The sequence below is a fragment of the Streptomyces sp. NBC_00454 genome, from assembly GCF_041434015.1.
Taxonomy (GTDB): domain Bacteria; phylum Actinomycetota; class Actinomycetes; order Streptomycetales; family Streptomycetaceae; genus Streptomyces.
Genome location: NZ_CP107907.1, coordinates 4,152,512 through 4,167,186, shown reverse-complemented (window position 1 = coordinate 4,167,186; position 14,675 = coordinate 4,152,512). Strand labels below are relative to the sequence as shown.

Here is a 14,675-nt window from a genome sequence, read left to right as displayed (position 1 = left end):
CCAGCCCCCCGGATCCGTCACCGCTGGTGCGGCAGCGTCAGTCCCCACGCCGCCGGGTGGAGGGTCCACGTACGGCGCCGGACCGGGCCCGTGACGGCCGCGTCCGCGCGGTAGCGGAAGTCCGGGCCGGACACGGTCACCGTGGCCGCCCGCACCCGCACCACCCGGTCCGCGGAGACATCGGCACCCCCGACACCCCCCGCTCCGCCCGACGAGCCGCCCGCTCCGCCCGAGCCGCCGTCCCCGGCCAGCCGGACCAGTACGTCCGCCAGCCCGTCGCCCTCCCGGGCCGACACCGAGACGTCCTCCACGAGCCGGTCCACGTCCGCCAGGACCACCCCGTCGGCCTCGACCCGCAGCCGGTGCCCGCCGGAGCCGCCGGACCCCCCGGACCCACCCGACCCGCCGGAGGCCGACAGCGGCGGGCGGACGAGCGTACGGACCAGCGAGCGGTACGCGCTCCAGACCGACGGGCCGGCCGGCCGCGGCACGGCCCGTACCGGCGGGATGCCGATCCCGCCCAGCACCACCCCGTCGCTGTCGTCGACCAGCAGGTCTCGCATGCCCACGGTCCCGTCCAGGACCGCCCGCGCGGCGGACACCGCCGACAGCGGCACGCCGAGCTGCCTCGCCAGTCCCAGGGACCCCGGCTGGCCCACGGGAATCAGCGAAATCGCGCCTTGTGAAAGCGCCCGCTCCCGGTACAGCAGCCCGACCGCGCGTACGAGCGCCCGGTCGTCGCCCACGATCACCGGCTGGCGATGACCCCGGCGGGCAAGAGCCCGCGCAAACTCCTCCTGCGAGTCCGGGAGGCAGATTTTCGCCGCAGCTCCCGCTGACAGAACATCTTTCGCGATCCGCACGGACTCGCCGTCAAGACGGCGGGCGACCGGGTCGACGAGCACGAGCAGGCCGCCTACCGGCGCGCCCGCATGGCTCATGGTGGGCTCTGGAGCCGACACCTCGGTCCTTCCTCGGGTAGCATCTTTGTGCAAGAGGCCCTTGCGCTATTGCGCCAGGGCCTTCGTCTATTCCGGGGTACCGGTCCGACGGCTCAGCCTGCGGTGTACATCGTCGTACGCCCCCTGACCTTGGACATGCCCCATCCGGAAGAGGTGTACGCCTGTGCCCGCTCTTGTGCTGCTCGGAGCTCAGTGGGGTGACGAGGGCAAGGGAAAGGCCACCGACCTGCTCGGTGGATCCGTTGACTATGTAGTGCGTTACCAGGGTGGCAACAACGCCGGCCACACGGTCGTCGTAGGCGACCAGAAGTACGCACTGCACCTTCTCCCTTCCGGCATCCTCTCCCCCGGATGCACCCCGGTCATCGGCAACGGTGTCGTAGTCGACCCGGCCGTCCTGCTCTCCGAGCTGCGCGGCCTCAACGAGCGCGGCATCGACACCTCCAAGCTGCTCCTCAGCGGCAACGCGCACCTGATCACGCCGTACAACGTCACCCTCGACAAGGTCGGCGAGCGCTTCCTCGGCAAGCGCAAGATCGGTACGACCGGCCGCGGCATCGGCCCGACCTACGCGGACAAGATCAACCGCATCGGCATCCGGGTCCAGGACCTCTACGACGAGTCGATCCTCACCCAGAAGGTCGAAGCCGCGCTGGAGGGTAAGAACCAGCTCCTCGCGAAGCTGTACAACCGCCGCGCGATCGACCCGGCGCAGATCGTCGAAGAGATGCTCCAGTACGCGGAGCAGATCAAGCCGTACGTCGCCGACACCACCCTCATCATCAACAAGGCGCTCGACCAGGACAAGGTCGTGCTCTTCGAGGGCGGGCAGGGCACCCTGCTCGACGTCGACCACGGCACGTACCCCTTCGTCACCTCGTCCAACCCCACTGCGGGCGGCGCCTGCACCGGTGCGGGCGTCGGTCCGACGAAGATCAGCCGCGTCATCGGCATCCTGAAGGCGTACACGACCCGTGTCGGCGCCGGCCCGTTCCCGACCGAGCTCTTCGACGCGGACGGCGAGGCCCTGCGCCGCATCGGCGGCGAGCGCGGCGTGACCACCGGCCGTGACCGCCGCTGCGGCTGGTTCGACGCCCCGATCGCCCGCTACGCGACCCGCGTGAACGGTCTGACGGACTTCTTCCTCACCAAGCTGGACGTGCTGACCGGCTGGGAAGAGATCCCGGTCTGCGTCGCGTACGAGATCGACGGCAAGCGCGTCGAGGAGCTCCCGTACTCGCAGTCGGACTTCCACCACGCGAAGCCGATCTACGAAACCCTCCCCGGCTGGTCCGAGGACATCACCAAGGCCAAGACCTTCGCGGACCTCCCGAAGAACGCCCAGGCGTACGTCAAGGCCCTCGAGGAGATGTCGGGCGCCCCGATCTCCGCGATCGGCGTCGGCCCCGGCCGCACCGAGACGATCGAGATCAACTCGTTCCTCTAGGCAGTCCACCCGAAGGGGCGGTGCGCTTTCCGGCGCACCGCCCCTTCGGCGTACCCGGACGACTCCGGGCGGGGGCGCGGAAAAGAAATTTCCCGCCCCCTGTCACATCCGTGCGCGCCCATCCGTCATTGCTGCGAGACGCCAACACCGGCCGACCTGAAGGAGAGCAGCCATGACGAAGACCCCCATCTCCCGGATGTCCGACCCGACCAAGCTCGTCCCCGAGCTGGCCGACGTGAGCGCCGCCCTCTTCCGGGCCACCGGCAACCACACGGTGCCGCGCAGCACGCTGAACCTCATCGGCATCCGGGCCGGGCAGATCGTCGGCAACACCTACCTGACCATCCTGAACACCAGCTTCGCCCGCAAGGCCGGGGAGACCGAGGAGCGCATCACCGCCGTCTCCTCCTGGACGGACGCCCTCTTCTTCACCGACGCCGAGCGGGCCGCCCTCGCGCTGATGGAGGCGACCATCCAGTCGGCCCCGGTCGGCAAGGAGCGGGTCTCCGACGAGCTGTACGCGGAGGTGGCCAGGCACTACGACGAGAAGGCCATCGCCACGCTCACCATCGCGATCGGCCAGCTCAGCTTCTTCATCGCCCTGGCCGTCATCGGCAAGCCGGCCCCGGTCACCTCACTGGCGGCCCAGCAGTGGGACTGAGGGCCGCCGGGAGTCGTCAGCCCTCCCCGATGAAACGGGTGAGGGCGGCGACGTACTCCTGAGGGTGGGTGACGTGCGGGATGTGGCCCGCGCCTTCCAGCGTCTGCCGCCGGGCCCGGGGCAGGGCCTCGGCCAGGTGGTCGAGGACGGTCCCCAGCCACGCCGGGCTCTCCGTACCGCCGCTCAGCAACACCGGTACCTCGCACCGCGCGAGCCCTTCCAGGTCCAGCGTCGCCCAGTCCGGGTCGGACTGCTCGTCCAGGAAGGTGGGGGCGTTGTGCACGAACGTGTCGCGCGCCCGCTGGGGCAGCCGGTCCCAGGTCCCCGGGCCCAGGGCGACCTCTTCCACGAACAGCCGCGCGCCCTGCTCGTACTCACCCTTGCGCAAGAGGTCGAGCACGGCCTCGATCGAGGCCCTGGCCGTCCCCATCTCCGCCACCGCGGCCGGGTCACCGGCCACGATCGCGGCGAGCGGCGGTTCGTGGGCCGTGATCGTACGGAAGAGCTCCGGCCTGCGCGCCGCCAGCCCCAGCGCGGTGGCCGCGCCGAAGGAGTTCCCGGCCACGTGCGCGGGGGCCGGGCCGAGCCCCTCGATCAGGGCCGCCAGATCGTCCTCGTCCTGCCTGCGGGTCCCGGGCAGCGGCCCCGCCTCGCTCTGCCCGTGACCACGGCGGTCGTAGCTCAGCACCCGGAAGGAGGCACGGATGTCCGCCTCGATCGCGGGCTGCCAGGAAGTGTGGTCGTTCCAGGAACCGTGGACGAGGACGAGCGGCTCGCCCTCCCCGACGACCTCGTAGTAGAGATTCGGGCCACCTGCACGGAGAAAGGGCATGCCCACTCCCTACCAACGCCCCCGCCCACCGGTCAACGACCGGCGGCGGGTCACGGCGTGTCCCGCCCCAGCCAGGAGGGCCGCTCGGGCACGTCCGCGTCCCAGGCCTCCGGGGGCGCCGATTCGACCGGAGCCTTCGGGGGCCGCGCGGACCACGGGCGCGCGGTGCGTACGGGCGCGGGTGCGGGGGCCGCTTCGGGCGCGGGCGGCGGGGGCTGCGCGCTGTCGAAGAGCTCCTCGGCCACCGTGAACCGGCAGTGGAAGACCTGCCAGATCCCGTCCAGGACCAGCAGGAACCCGTCCCGCTCCTGGTACAGCGCCCGCCGCTCCACGTTGTATGGGTGCTCGGGCTCGTAGCGCTCGGCCCGTGCCCGGAGGGCGGCGAGCGCGTCCTCCCTGGTCCCGTCGACGTGCCCGATCACCTCGACGGACCACATCCGGCGGTCCCGCCCGACCCCGGTGTTCTGCTCGACTATCAGCCCCCACCTGGCCATTAGCTGGCCGCCCACCCCGCGAAGTCGGACCAGGCGGTGGTCGTCAGGGTGAGGGTGGGGCCGAGGTTCTTGGAGTCCCGGACGTGGATGGCGTGGGGGCAGGCGGCCACCTCTACGCATGCGCCGCCGCTGGAGTCGCTGTAGCTCGACTTGTACCAGTCGTAGGCCACCTCGACGCAGTCGCCGCCACTGGGGTTGCTGTAGCCGGACTTGAACCACTGCAGTGTGTTGCTCATCGTTCGTCTCCCGCCAACCGCTTGATATGGCCCAGCGATTCACGTGGGGCCAGGGCCTGTGCGCGGATCTTCGCATACCGCTGGGAGTAGAGGCTCACCTTTGCCGGATCGCTGATCAGCATGCTTTCGTCCTGTTGCTCCATGTACAACAGCCGCTCATGACGCGGGGATTCGACGAAGCACATGCCACCGCTCGTGCCGGCATGCTCACCCGAGAAGCCGCAGTCGAGCGGGACCACCTGCAGCGTCACATTGCGGCGCTGGGCAAGCTCGACCAGATATCGATACTGATCGCGCATGATGGCCTTGCTGCCGATCCCCCGCAGGAGCGCTCCCTCGTCGACGATGTACTCGATGAGGGCAACCGGGTCACGGTCGAACAGCGCCTTTCGTGCCATCCTGCCGTCGATCAGTTCTTGGATCCTGTGCTCCGAGAGCACCGGATAGCCGCCCGCGAAGAGTGCCCGGGCGTAATCCTCGGTCTGGAAGATCCCGTAGATCACGCGGGTCTCGAACAGGGAGAGCGTCAAGGCTTCCTGTTCCAGCTCGAAGAAGTCCTGGAAGTGCGGTGGGAACGTTTCCACGCGGACCAGTTCGCGCGCCTCCTCGAACAGGCCCATCCCGCCGCCGATCACCGCTTCCAGCTGGACCAGCATCTCGTCGCTCGGCGGTTGTGCGCAGGTCTCCAGAGCGCTGATCGCCGCAGCCGAGTACCCGATGAGCACGCCCAGTTCCTTCTGGGTCAGCTTCTCCCGCTCTCTGAAGGCCCGCACCAACCGGGCAACCAGTCGGGTCACCCCCCCCCCCCCCCCCGCCTGGTTCTTGTTCGCAGACTTCGCCACGCGATCACCCCCGAACTCAACCGGACACAACCGAACTCAACCAGCAGGGCCCGAATTCCTACCGTTCCAGCGGTTGAGTCGCCGCTCTGGAAAACGGTAGACCCGCGCCACCAAGCTGGACCCATGAACACAGAAAGTCACCCCACCCCCACCTGGGTCCCCACCGCCGGAATCTCAATGCGCAAGGCAGGAGTGCAATTTGACGCTGTACGCGTGGACGGCGACGACGGTCGGAACCTCGTCGATCTGCTCATCACGCTCACGGGCGGTGACCCCGGGCCGGTCATCACACAAAGCAACGGCAGGCGGCCCGTCTACTTCCTCATCCCGCCCGGCAGCGCCGCCCACCGCTCCTGGCCGCCCGGAATGACCCGGCTCGGCTCCGGGCCGCGCAGGACCACGTACATCCCGGTCCCCGAGCTGGACGGCTCCTGGCCACTGGCCTGGCGCTGCCCGCCCACCGCCGAGGACCGCTTCGTGCACGCCCTGCTCCTGCACCGGGCCGCCGGGCTCTACCAGGCGAGCTGGGAGATCTCCTCCGACACCACCGCGCACGCGTCCGCCGCCGGGTCGATGAGCGGGAAGTGACCGACCCCGTCCAGCAGGGTCAGGCCCACCATCTCCCCCGCGTGCGCGGCCGCGGCCACGTACGCCTCGGACACCTCCTCCGGGACCACGATGTCGCTGCGCCCCTGGACCACCGCCGTCGCGATCCCGGTCGGGAGCAGCGCCGCCGGATCGGCGTACGGGCGGCGTTCGCCGAAGGCGGCGGCTCCGCCGAGCAGTTGCGCCGAGGCGCCCCCGCAGACCCCCAGCTCCTCCGCCACCGTGAAGTCCGCGATCGGGGCCAGTGCCACCACGCCGCGCAGCAGCGGCGGGGAAGGCAGCCTCCAGCCGGCCGGGGAGTCGTACGGGAGCACGTGCCGGGCCGCGGCCCACAGCGCGAGGTGCCCTCCGGCCGAGTGGCCGGTCAGCACAGTGCGGCGCGGGTCCGCCTCCGGCATCCACGCGGCGGCCAGGTCGGGCAGGGCGTCCATCGCGGCGGCCACGTCGTCGAAGGTCTCGGGCCAGCGGCCCGCGACGGGGCCCTCGGCATCCTGGTGGGGCAGGGAACTTCCCCGCCGGTACTCGACATTGGCGACGGCGAAACCCCGGCGGGCCAGGAAGTCCACGAAAGGGGTGATGTGCTGCCGGTCGTAGGGGGCGCGCCAGGCTCCGCCGTGCAGGACGACCACCAGCGGGACGGAGCGCGGGGCGTGGGCGCCCTCGCCGCGCGGGGCGTAGAAGTCGACGATCTGGTCGGGGTGTTCACCGTAGGCCGCCGTCGCGTCGGGGGCGACGGGCGGATGGGAGAAGGCCGAGGCGGCCTCGGCGGCGTCCCGTTCGACTGCGGGGTCCGTCATCGGCTCAACCTCCGGTAACGCATGGGACGAGGGGGACTGGTGTTCCGGTGTTCCGGCAGAGCGGGACCGTATCAGGCCGGAACGGGCCCCTCCGTGGCGGGCCGAGGAGATACGGCTGCGGGCGGGGCCGTAGCCCCGCCCGCATGGTGATGTGACGTTTCGCTACCGGTTCACCCGAAAATGTGACCCAGCGTGCGGGCTGCGCGCTCCGCGTCGGCGAAACCGACGTAGAGAGGGGTGAAGCCGAAGCGCAGGACATCGGGGGCCCGGAAGTCCCCGATCACGCCCCGGGCGATGAGCTCGCGCATGATCTCCGCCGCGTTCGCGGTCCGCAGGGAGACCTGGCTGGCGCGCAGGCCGTGCTCGGTCGGGGTGACCGGCTCGACCTGGCCCGCCGGGACGTACGCCGCCACGCACTCCAGGAAGAAGTCCGTCAGGGCGAGCGACTTCGCGCGGACCGCTTCGACCGAAACCCCGTCCCAGGCGTCCAGGGCGGCGTCCAGGGCGAGCATGGACAGGATGTCCGGGGTACCGACGCGCCCCCTGCGGACGCCCTCCGCGGCCTCGTAGGACGGGGTCATCGCGAACGGGTCCGCGTGGCCGTTCCAGCCCGGCAGCGGGGAGTCGAAGGCTCCCTGGTGGCGGGCGGCGATGTACAGGTACGCGGGGGCGCCGGGGCCGCCGTTGAGGAACTTGTACGAGCAGCCGACCGCGAGGTCCACGCCGTGCGCGTCGAGGCCCACGGGCAGGGCCCCGGCCGTGTGGCACAGGTCCCAGACGATCAGCGCGCCCGCGGCGTGCGCCGCCGCGGTGAGGGCGGGCAGGTCGTGGAGGCGGCCGGTGCGGTAGTCGGCGTGGTTGAGCAGGACCACGGCGGTGTCCGCGGACATCGCCTGCGCCGCCCCGGACGGGTCCACCGGGACGACGCGCAGACCCGTCATCCGGGCCGCCGATTCGGCGATGTAGCCGTCCGTGGGGAAGGTGGAGGCGTCCACGAGCATCTCGGTGCGGCCGGGGGCGGCGAGGCGGGCCGCGCCGACCAGGGCCTTGAAGAGGTTGACGCTGGTGGAGTCGCCGACGACGACCTGACCGGCCGCCGCGCCGATCAGGGGCGCCATCCGGTCGCCGATGCGCTCCGGGGCGTTCCACCAGTTGGCTTCGCCCTCGGTCCAGGAGCGGATGAGGCGGTTGCCCCACTGCTCGGTGGCCACCTCGGCGAGGCGCTGGGCGACCCCGGCCGGGAGGGCGCCGAGGCTGTTGCCGTCCAGGTAGACGACGCCCTCGGGCAGGGTGAAGCGTTCGCGGAGCTTGCCGAGCTCGTCGGCGGCGTCGAGCTCGGCGGCGCGCTGCGCCAGGTCGGGCGCGGTCGGCTCAGACATGGCTGCGCGCCGTCCACAGCTCCGGGAAGACGTTCTTCGTCGCCCGCTTCTCCAGCCAGGTCACGCCCGCCGAGCCGCCGGTGCCCGTCTTGGCGCCCATCGCGCGCCGGGTGGCCACCAGGTGGTCGTTGCGCCAGCGCCAGACCAGCTCCGCGACGTCCGTGAGGACCTCGCCGAGGCGGTGCAGGTCCGGGTGGGCGTCGGGGTCCGCGTAGAGGGAGGTCCAGACGGACTCGACCTCCGGCGAGGGCTCGTAGCGCTGGGTCAGGTCGCGGTCCAGGACGGCCGCCGGGACCCCGAGGCCGCGGCGGGCCAGGAGGCGCAGGACCTCGTCGTAGAGGCTGGGCTCGTGCAGGGCCTTCTCCAGCTCCCCGTGGACGCGCGGCGCGCCGCGGTGCGGGACCAGCATGGAGGCGGACTTGTCGCCGAGCAGGAACTCCATCCGGCGGTACATCGCCGACTGGAAGCCGGAGCCCTCGCCGAGGGCGGCGCGGTACGCGTTGAACTGGCCCGGGGTCAGCTGGGCGAGGGGGCGCCAGGAGGCGTTGAGGGCCTCCAGCTCGCGGAGTGAACGTTTCAGCGCGTCCATCGCGACGGGGATCCGGTCCTCGCGGAGCGCCCGCGCGGCCGTCTCCCACTCGTGGACGATCACCGTGAACCACAGCTCCATGACCTGGGTCGTGACCAGGAAGACCATCTCGCCCGGGTCGTCCGAGCGCAGGTGCTGGAGGTGGGTGAGGACGTCCGCCTGGACGTAGTCCTCGTAGGGGGTCGTGCCGGCGAAGTCGAGGTTCGGGGTGTCCGAACCGCCGTCTCCGGAGGCATCAAGGGCGTGCGACATCGCTGTCTCCTCGATACGTGCTTCCGGGTAGCGGTCCGCTCCTTCCGGTGAGGTGAGTGGAGCTCCGGTCCCCTGTCCGCATCATAAGACCGGCGTGCGGCAGGGACTCAATAGTCAGTGGGGTACGTCACATTCCGCGACCGGGCGGGCCCCGGTGGAGCCCGCCCGGTCATCCGCAGGGCGGATCAGGCGCCGAGCACGTCCGCCGCGGTCTCCGAGGAGTCGCGCAGGAAGGTCGAGCAGCGCTCGTACTCCTCCTTCTCGTCGATCGCACCGGCCGCGCGGGCCAGGGCGTTCAGGGCGCGCAGGAAGCCGCGGTTCGGCTCGTGCTCCCACGGCACCGGGCCGTGGCCCTTCCAGCCGGCACGGCGCAGCGCGTCGAGGCCACGGTGGTAGCCCGTACGGGCGTACGCGTACGACTCGACCGTGCGGCCGGCGGCGAAGGCCTCGTCGGCGAGGAGCGCCCAGGCGAGGGAGGACGTCGGGTGCGCGGCGGCCACCTCGACGGCGGGGGTGCCGGCGGCGATGGCCTCGCGGCCCGGCTCGTCGGGCAGGTGGGTGGGGGCGGGGCCCCCGAGCAGGTTCTGGTGAATGGACATGCCCACAGTCTGGGGGATGCCGGGACTGCGAAAGGGCCCGACCCCGCCGTCCGGAGACGGTGGGGTCGGGCCCTTCGCGCTGTGACTACTTGAGCTTGGTGCCCGTGGAACGCAGGTTCGCGCACGCCTCGGTGACGCGCGCGGCCATGCCGGCCTCGGCGGCCTTGCCCCAGGTGCGGGGGTCGTACTTCGACTTGGTGCCGACCTCGCCGTCGACCTTCAGGACCGCGTCGTAGTTGCGGAACATGTGGTCCACGACCGGACGGGTGAAGGCGTACTGGGTGTCGGTGTCGAGGTTCATCTTCACGACGCCGTTCTCCAGCGCGGTGGCGATCTCCTCGGCCGTGGAGCCCGAGCCGCCGTGGAAGACGAAGTCGAACGGCGAGGACTTGCCGTACTTCTCGCCGACGCCGGCCTGGAGGTCCTTGAGGAGCTCGGGGCGCAGGACGACGTTGCCCGGCTTGTAGACGCCGTGGACGTTGCCGAAGGAGGCGGCCAGCAGGTAGCGGCCCTTCTCACCCAGGCCGAGGGCCTCGGCGGTGCGCAGCGCGTCGTCGACGGTCGTGTACAGCTCGTCGTTGATCTCGTGGCTGACGCCGTCCTCTTCGCCACCGGTCGGGGTGATCTCGACCTCGAGGATGATCTTCGCGGCGGCGGCCTTCGCGAGCAGCTCCTGGCCGATGGCCAGGTTGTCGGCGAGGGTCTCGGCGGAGCCGTCCCACATGTGCGACTGGAACAGCGGGTTGAGGCCGCGGGCCACGCGCTCGGCGGAGATCTCGAGCAGCGGGCGGACGTAGCCGTCCAGCTTGTCCTTGGGGCAGTGGTCCGTGTGCAGCGCGACGGTGATGTCGTACTTCGCGGCCACGATGTGCGCGAACTCGGCCAGGGCGGCGGCGCCGGTGACCATGTCCTTGTTGTACTGGCCACCCAGGAACTCCGCACCACCGGTGGAGATCTGGATGATGCCGTCGCTCTCGGCCTCCGCGAAGCCGCGCAGTGCAGCGTGCAGGGTCTGGGTCGAGGTCACGTTGATCGCCGGGTAGGCAAACTTGCCTGCCTTCGCCCGGTCGAGCATCTCGTTGTAGACCTCGGGGGTTGCGATGGGCATCTGTCCGCTCCTTGGATGTGCGGGAGGTGTGCTTATTGCGGGCCCTGACCTGGGGGCGACGTTGCCGTCGGGCCCATCTTTCCAGACTCCGGGGCGCACTCCACCTCGACGACGGCGGCGCGCGGGCCGAAGCGGGTGGAGTGTTTCACGTGAAACACTCCACCCGGACACGAAAGGCCAGGTCAGGACCTACTTCGGGACTCCTGGGGACCTAAGTCACCAGTTGTGCGGAAGCACCACCCGCTGTCCAAGGGCTAGGACAATCCGAGGTCGTCCAGCTGGTAGCCCGTGAGGTACGGCAGACCGGCCGCGGCGATCGCGTCGGCCGCGCCGCGGTCGACGATCGTCGCGACGGCGACGACCTCGCCGCCGGCCTCGCGGACCGCCTCGACGGCGGTCAGCGGGGAACCGCCGGTGGTCGAGGTGTCCTCGACCACCAGGCAGCGCTTGCCCTTCACGTCGGTGCCCTCGATGCGGCGCTGCATGCCGTGCGCCTTCTGCGCCTTGCGGACGACGAAAGCGTCCAGCACCGCGCCGCGCGCCGCGGAGGCGTGCAGCATCGAAGTGGCGACCGGGTCGGCGCCCAGGGTCAGACCGCCGACGCAGTCGAACTCCAGGTCGGCGGTGAGGTCGAGCATGACCTGGCCGACCAGCGGAGCCGCCGTGCCGTCCAGGGTGACCCGGCGGAGGTCGATGTAGTAGTCGGCCTCACGGCCGGAGGAGAGGATCACCTTGCCGTGCACGACGGCCTTGTCCTTGATCTGCTGCAGAAGCGCATCGCGTACGTCACTCATGGGCATGAGCTTAATTGGGCGCCGGAGCCCGGCTACCCGAGGCGCCGCCAGGTCCACGTCGTGGAGATCTCCAGCGGGTCCACCGGGGTGACCAGCTGCGGCAGGCTGTTCAGTCCGTTCGGCGGGCCGGACTGCGGTTCCACGCAGACGGCCTCGGGCTCCTCGTCGTAGACGACCACCCATTCGGAGCGGCTGGTGACCTTCAGCTCCAGCGCTCCGGGCCAGGTGAGGGTGACGTCGACCCCGTCCGGCATGCCGAAGCAGTCGTCCCACGGGCCGGGCTTGGGGTCGATGCGGTTTCCGGTGGGGAGGTGGTCGGCGCCGCGCTCCTCCTGCCAGCCCGCTTCGAAGTCGATGCGCACGTCCTCGCCGCCGTTGCCGAGGTTGCGGTGGAACCAGGGGTGCCAGCCGGCCTGCGCCGGGAAGGAGTCCTCGTAGGTCTCCACGCCCATGGTCAGGGTCAGGCCGTTCTCGCCGAGCTCGAAGATCTGGGTGACGAGTCCCGCGTAGGGCCACGGGTCGGTGAGGGCGTACGTGAACGCGGCCTCGGTGGCGGTGGTGCGGGCCGGGCGCCAGGCGGCGTCGCGGCCGAAGCCGTGGATGGCGTGCGGCGGGTGGTTGAGCGGCAGTTGGTGGAGGGTCGCGCCGTCCTGGAACTGGCCGTTCCTGGTGCGCCCGCACCAGGGCACCATCGGGAAGGACCCGAAGCGGTCCCCCTGCCGCAGCAGCTCCGTCCCGTCGATGCGCAGACTGCTGATCCGGCAGCCGTTCTCCTGGTCGATGGTCACCTCGGCGCCGCCGGCGCGCAGTTGCGTACTCATGTCCCCGACCTTAGGGCCTGGGCATGCGGCGGTGCTTCATCGCTTGCGGCGAAGGGCCCGGCCCAGCAGGACCGCCGAGGCCACGGCCACGGCCGCGGCCGGGGCGATCCAGCGGAGGTTGGCGTTCGCCGCGGTGGAGGTCGGGGCGGGGACGGGGGCGTAGCGGCCGCGCGGGGGCGCGTGGTCCACCTCTTCCGCGCTGCGGCCGATCATCGTGCGGCGGGCATGGGCGGCCTCGGCGGGCGGACGCGGCGGACCGCCGAGGTCTCCGAGGTCGGCGATGCCTTCGAAGGTGCCGTCCAGGAAGGGATCCAGCGAAGGGGGCGGGACCTCGGCGTCGAACACGGAGGCGGTGACCTCGGTGATCTCGGGCTGGTCCGGATCCCCGGGCTCGTCCCCGGACTCCTCCTCGGACTCGGCCACCACATCGGTGACCGCCACCGCATCGGTGACCTCCCCGTCGGCGCCCGGCCCATCGGTGACCGCCACCGCGGCGAGGTGGGCCGCGGCCCGGTCCAGCAGGCGGTGGCCGGCGGTGGCGGCGGCCTCCGGGTCGAAGGCGGCGGCGCGGCCGTCCGCGGTGGACTCGGCGGTGAACTCCAGCCGGGTGCCGCCGTCCGCCTCGGTGAGCCGGAGCTCCAGGGAGAGCTTCACGCTCCCGCTGCCCCGCACCTCCGCGCCCCGGGCTTCGAGGGTGAAGTGGCCGGGGTCCCGCTCGGTGACGGACAGGACTCCCCGGTAGGTCACGGTGTGGCCGCCGACCCGCACCTTCAGCCGGCCGGACAGCGGCCCGGCGTCGGTGTCGGCGTCCTGCTGGAGCCCCGGCACGCAGCGCGCCACCCGGGCGGGATCGCGCAGCACGGCGCGGACGTCGACGGCGGGGACCGGAACGAACACCTGATGCTCCATGCGGTCGAGCCTACCGACGAGTCCGCTCCCCGTCAGGGAGTGCTGCGGTCCGGGGAGGCCGTGTTCGGGCGGCGGCCGTGTCCGGGCGGCGGCGCGCACGGCGCTGTACCTCCAGCCACCAGGCCACTGTACCTACTGGTATGTACAGTGGGGTCATGAGCGCGACCGAGGACCTCATCGAAAGCACCCGCGAGCTGCTGTGGGAGCGCGGTTACGTCGGCACCAGCCCCAAGGCCATCCAGCAGCGGGCCGGGGTCGGCCAGGGCAGCATGTACCACCACTTCGCCGGGAAGTCCGGCCTGGCGCTGGCCGCGATCGAGCGCACGGCCGCGGAGCTGCGCGCCAGGGCCGGGGCACAGTTCGACGCCCCCGGCACGGCGGGCGAGCGGATCACCGCCTATCTGCGGCGCGAGCGCGACGTATTGCGCGGCTGCCCGATCGGCCGGCTCACCCAGGACCCGGACGTCATGGCCGATCCCGTGCTGCGCGTCCCGGTCGAGGAGACCTTCGCGTGGCTGCGGTCCCGGCTGGCCGGAGTGCTGGCCGAGGGGCGCCGCACCGGCGAGTTCGGGCCCGCGCTGGACCCGGACGCCACGGCCGCGACGGTCGTCGCCGTACTCCAGGGCGGGTACGTCCTGGCCCGCGCCGCCGAAGACGCCGAGGTCTTCGCCCAGTCCGTGGACGGACTCCTCGGACTGCTGGGCCTGTTGCAGGCACCCACCGAGTAGGAAGCGGATCCCGTGTACGCGAGCCAGTACGAGATCACCCTCCCCGCCGACTACGACATGGGGATCATCCGCAAACGCGTCGCCGACTTCGGGCACGGGCTCGACGACCGCGCCGGGCTGGGCCTCAAGGCCTACCTCGTCCGCGAACGCGGCGCCGGGGGCTCCCCGGTCAACCAGTACGCGCCCTTCTACCTGTGGAACGACCCCGGCGCGATGGGCCGCTTCCTCCTCGGCGGTGGCGGATTCCAGGGCGTCGTCCGCGACTTCGGCCGCCCGGCCGTCCACCACTGGACCGGACTCGCCGCCTTCGCCGGGCCCGCCCGCGCCACGGCGCCCCGGGCCGCCTCGCGCCGCCTGACCGCCATCCCGGCCGATGCCGACCTCACCGCACTGGCCGAGCGGGAGACCGAGGAGCTGGAGCGGCTCGCGCGACGCCCGGGCGTGCACACCGCGGCCCTCGCGGCCGACCCGCGCAGCTGGCAGCTGCTCCGCTTCGTCCTGTGGGAGGCCGCACCCGAAGGCGACGGGGACGCGGACTGGGACGCCACCGAGCGGTACGAGGTGCTGCACCTGTCGGCGCCGGAGCTCGAAGCGCTCCCGGCCGGCCGCGCCTGGTAGG

At 71.7% G+C, this 14,675-nt stretch carries 18 protein-coding genes; 5 read left to right on the top strand and 13 right to left on the bottom strand.

All coding sequences use genetic code 11. The features are described 5' to 3' along the window. Positions 1-17 precede the first annotated feature (17 nt). Positions 18-941: a diacylglycerol kinase gene (locus tag OHU74_RS19450; protein ID WP_371619734.1), complete on the bottom strand. Its 924-nt coding sequence runs from the start codon at positions 939-941 to the stop codon at positions 18-20. Positions 942-1,125: 184 nt separating this feature from the next. On the opposite strand from OHU74_RS19450, the gene OHU74_RS19445 reads away from it, so the two are divergent. Next, entirely contained in the window at positions 1,126-2,409 is a 1,284-nt protein-coding gene (locus OHU74_RS19445) for an adenylosuccinate synthase (RefSeq protein ID WP_371617094.1), read from the top strand. Between the two features lie 172 nt (positions 2,410-2,581). Further along, positions 2,582-3,070 (top strand): carboxymuconolactone decarboxylase family protein, encoded by a 489-nt coding sequence (locus OHU74_RS19440; protein WP_371617093.1) that lies wholly within the window; start codon positions 2,582-2,584, stop codon positions 3,068-3,070. 16 nt (positions 3,071-3,086) lie between these two features. Here OHU74_RS19440 and OHU74_RS19435 read toward each other — a convergent pair whose 3' ends face one another. Genes OHU74_RS19435 through OHU74_RS19420 form a run of 4 tightly spaced genes read right to left on the bottom strand, consistent with a single transcriptional unit; the run spans position 3,087 to position 5,429 of the window. Beyond that, positions 3,087-3,902, bottom strand: coding sequence for an alpha/beta fold hydrolase (locus OHU74_RS19435; RefSeq protein ID WP_371617092.1), 816 nt, complete (start codon positions 3,900-3,902; stop codon positions 3,087-3,089). A 50-nt stretch (positions 3,903-3,952) separates the two neighbouring features. Beyond that, positions 3,953-4,396, bottom strand: coding sequence for a hypothetical protein (locus OHU74_RS19430; RefSeq protein ID WP_371619733.1), 444 nt, complete (start codon positions 4,394-4,396; stop codon positions 3,953-3,955). Beyond that, the gene (locus OHU74_RS19425; protein ID WP_371617091.1) at positions 4,396-4,632 is read right to left on the bottom strand and encodes a DUF397 domain-containing protein; all 237 of its coding nucleotides are present in this window, start codon (positions 4,630-4,632) and stop codon (positions 4,396-4,398) included. Before OHU74_RS19425 ends, OHU74_RS19430 begins: the two co-directional genes overlap by 1 nt. Beyond that, positions 4,629-5,429, bottom strand: a complete 801-nt coding sequence (locus OHU74_RS19420; protein ID WP_371617090.1) for a Scr1 family TA system antitoxin-like transcriptional regulator — start codon at positions 5,427-5,429, stop codon at positions 4,629-4,631. The genes OHU74_RS19425 and OHU74_RS19420 overlap by 4 nt, the downstream gene beginning before the upstream one ends. Before the next feature lie 168 nt (positions 5,430-5,597). On the opposite strand from OHU74_RS19420, the gene OHU74_RS19415 reads away from it, so the two are divergent. Next, complete coding sequence (locus OHU74_RS19415) at positions 5,598-6,062, top strand: hypothetical protein (RefSeq protein WP_371617089.1); 465 nt, start codon at positions 5,598-5,600, stop codon at positions 6,060-6,062. Here OHU74_RS19415 and OHU74_RS19410 read toward each other — a convergent pair. From OHU74_RS19410 to OHU74_RS19375, 8 genes are all read right to left on the bottom strand, one after another. Then, positions 5,987-6,877: an alpha/beta hydrolase gene (locus OHU74_RS19410; protein WP_371617088.1), complete on the bottom strand. Its 891-nt coding sequence runs from the start codon at positions 6,875-6,877 to the stop codon at positions 5,987-5,989. The genes OHU74_RS19415 and OHU74_RS19410 overlap by 76 nt on opposite strands. Positions 6,878-7,047: 170 nt before the next feature. Further along, complete coding sequence (kynU, locus tag OHU74_RS19405; RefSeq protein WP_371617087.1) at positions 7,048-8,256, bottom strand: kynureninase; 1,209 nt, start codon at positions 8,254-8,256, stop codon at positions 7,048-7,050. Next, a complete protein-coding gene (locus OHU74_RS19400; RefSeq protein WP_330297683.1) occupies positions 8,249-9,097 on the bottom strand; it encodes a tryptophan 2,3-dioxygenase in 849 nt (282 codons plus the stop codon). Before OHU74_RS19400 ends, kynU begins: the two co-directional genes overlap by 8 nt. A 185-nt stretch (positions 9,098-9,282) precedes the next feature. After that, positions 9,283-9,696 (bottom strand): DUF3151 domain-containing protein, encoded by a 414-nt coding sequence (locus OHU74_RS19395; RefSeq protein WP_371617086.1) that lies wholly within the window; start codon positions 9,694-9,696, stop codon positions 9,283-9,285. A gap of 85 nt (positions 9,697-9,781) precedes the next feature. Then, positions 9,782-10,804 carry a class II fructose-bisphosphate aldolase gene (gene fbaA / locus OHU74_RS19390; RefSeq protein WP_243330679.1) on the bottom strand — a complete coding sequence of 341 codons (1,023 nt, stop codon included), beginning with the start codon at positions 10,802-10,804 and terminating at the stop codon, positions 9,782-9,784. Positions 10,805-11,058: 254 nt separating this feature from the next. Then, a complete protein-coding gene (gene pyrE / locus OHU74_RS19385) occupies positions 11,059-11,598 on the bottom strand; it encodes an orotate phosphoribosyltransferase (protein ID WP_371617085.1) in 540 nt (179 codons plus the stop codon). A gap of 32 nt (positions 11,599-11,630) precedes the next feature. Next, positions 11,631-12,419, bottom strand: a complete 789-nt coding sequence (locus OHU74_RS19380) for an aldose 1-epimerase (protein WP_371617084.1) — start codon at positions 12,417-12,419, stop codon at positions 11,631-11,633. Positions 12,420-12,455: 36 nt separating this feature from the next. Beyond that, positions 12,456-13,328, bottom strand: coding sequence for an SRPBCC family protein (locus tag OHU74_RS19375; protein ID WP_371617083.1), 873 nt, complete (start codon positions 13,326-13,328; stop codon positions 12,456-12,458). Between the two features lie 155 nt (positions 13,329-13,483). On the opposite strand from OHU74_RS19375, the gene OHU74_RS19370 reads away from it, so the two are divergent. Together OHU74_RS19370 and OHU74_RS19365 are read left to right on the top strand one after the other, a co-directional pair. Continuing rightward, positions 13,484-14,056, top strand: coding sequence for a TetR/AcrR family transcriptional regulator (locus tag OHU74_RS19370; RefSeq protein ID WP_371617082.1), 573 nt, complete (start codon positions 13,484-13,486; stop codon positions 14,054-14,056). A gap of 12 nt (positions 14,057-14,068) precedes the next feature. Then, entirely contained in the window at positions 14,069-14,674 is a 606-nt protein-coding gene (locus OHU74_RS19365) for a DUF4865 family protein (protein ID WP_371617081.1), read from the top strand. The last annotated feature ends 1 nt before the right edge of the window (position 14,675 follow it).

Excerpts from the sequence above, each read along its gene's own strand:
- OHU74_RS19450 (WP_371619734.1), bottom strand. The coding sequence starts at position 941 with ATGAGCCATGCGGGCGCGCCGGTAGGCGGCCTGCTCGTGCTCGTCGAC.
- OHU74_RS19440 (WP_371617093.1), top strand. The coding sequence starts at position 2,582 with ATGACGAAGACCCCCATCTCCCGGATGTCCGACCCGACCAAGCTCGTC.
- OHU74_RS19435 (WP_371617092.1), bottom strand. The coding sequence starts at position 3,902 with ATGCCCTTTCTCCGTGCAGGTGGCCCGAATCTCTACTACGAGGTCGTC.
- OHU74_RS19430 (WP_371619733.1), bottom strand. The coding sequence starts at position 4,396 with ATGGCCAGGTGGGGGCTGATAGTCGAGCAGAACACCGGGGTCGGGCGG.
- OHU74_RS19425 (WP_371617091.1), bottom strand. The coding sequence starts at position 4,632 with ATGAGCAACACACTGCAGTGGTTCAAGTCCGGCTACAGCAACCCCAGT.
- OHU74_RS19415 (WP_371617089.1), top strand. The coding sequence starts at position 5,598 with ATGAACACAGAAAGTCACCCCACCCCCACCTGGGTCCCCACCGCCGGA.
- OHU74_RS19410 (WP_371617088.1), bottom strand. The coding sequence starts at position 6,877 with ATGACGGACCCCGCAGTCGAACGGGACGCCGCCGAGGCCGCCTCGGCC.
- kynU (WP_371617087.1), bottom strand. The coding sequence starts at position 8,256 with ATGTCTGAGCCGACCGCGCCCGACCTGGCGCAGCGCGCCGCCGAGCTC.
- OHU74_RS19400 (WP_330297683.1), bottom strand. The coding sequence starts at position 9,097 with ATGTCGCACGCCCTTGATGCCTCCGGAGACGGCGGTTCGGACACCCCG.
- OHU74_RS19395 (WP_371617086.1), bottom strand. The coding sequence starts at position 9,696 with ATGTCCATTCACCAGAACCTGCTCGGGGGCCCCGCCCCCACCCACCTG.
- fbaA (WP_243330679.1), bottom strand. The coding sequence starts at position 10,804 with ATGCCCATCGCAACCCCCGAGGTCTACAACGAGATGCTCGACCGGGCG.
- pyrE (WP_371617085.1), bottom strand. The coding sequence starts at position 11,598 with ATGAGTGACGTACGCGATGCGCTTCTGCAGCAGATCAAGGACAAGGCC.
- OHU74_RS19380 (WP_371617084.1), bottom strand. The coding sequence starts at position 12,419 with ATGAGTACGCAACTGCGCGCCGGCGGCGCCGAGGTGACCATCGACCAG.
- OHU74_RS19375 (WP_371617083.1), bottom strand. The coding sequence starts at position 13,328 with ATGGAGCATCAGGTGTTCGTTCCGGTCCCCGCCGTCGACGTCCGCGCC.
- OHU74_RS19370 (WP_371617082.1), top strand. The coding sequence starts at position 13,484 with ATGAGCGCGACCGAGGACCTCATCGAAAGCACCCGCGAGCTGCTGTGG.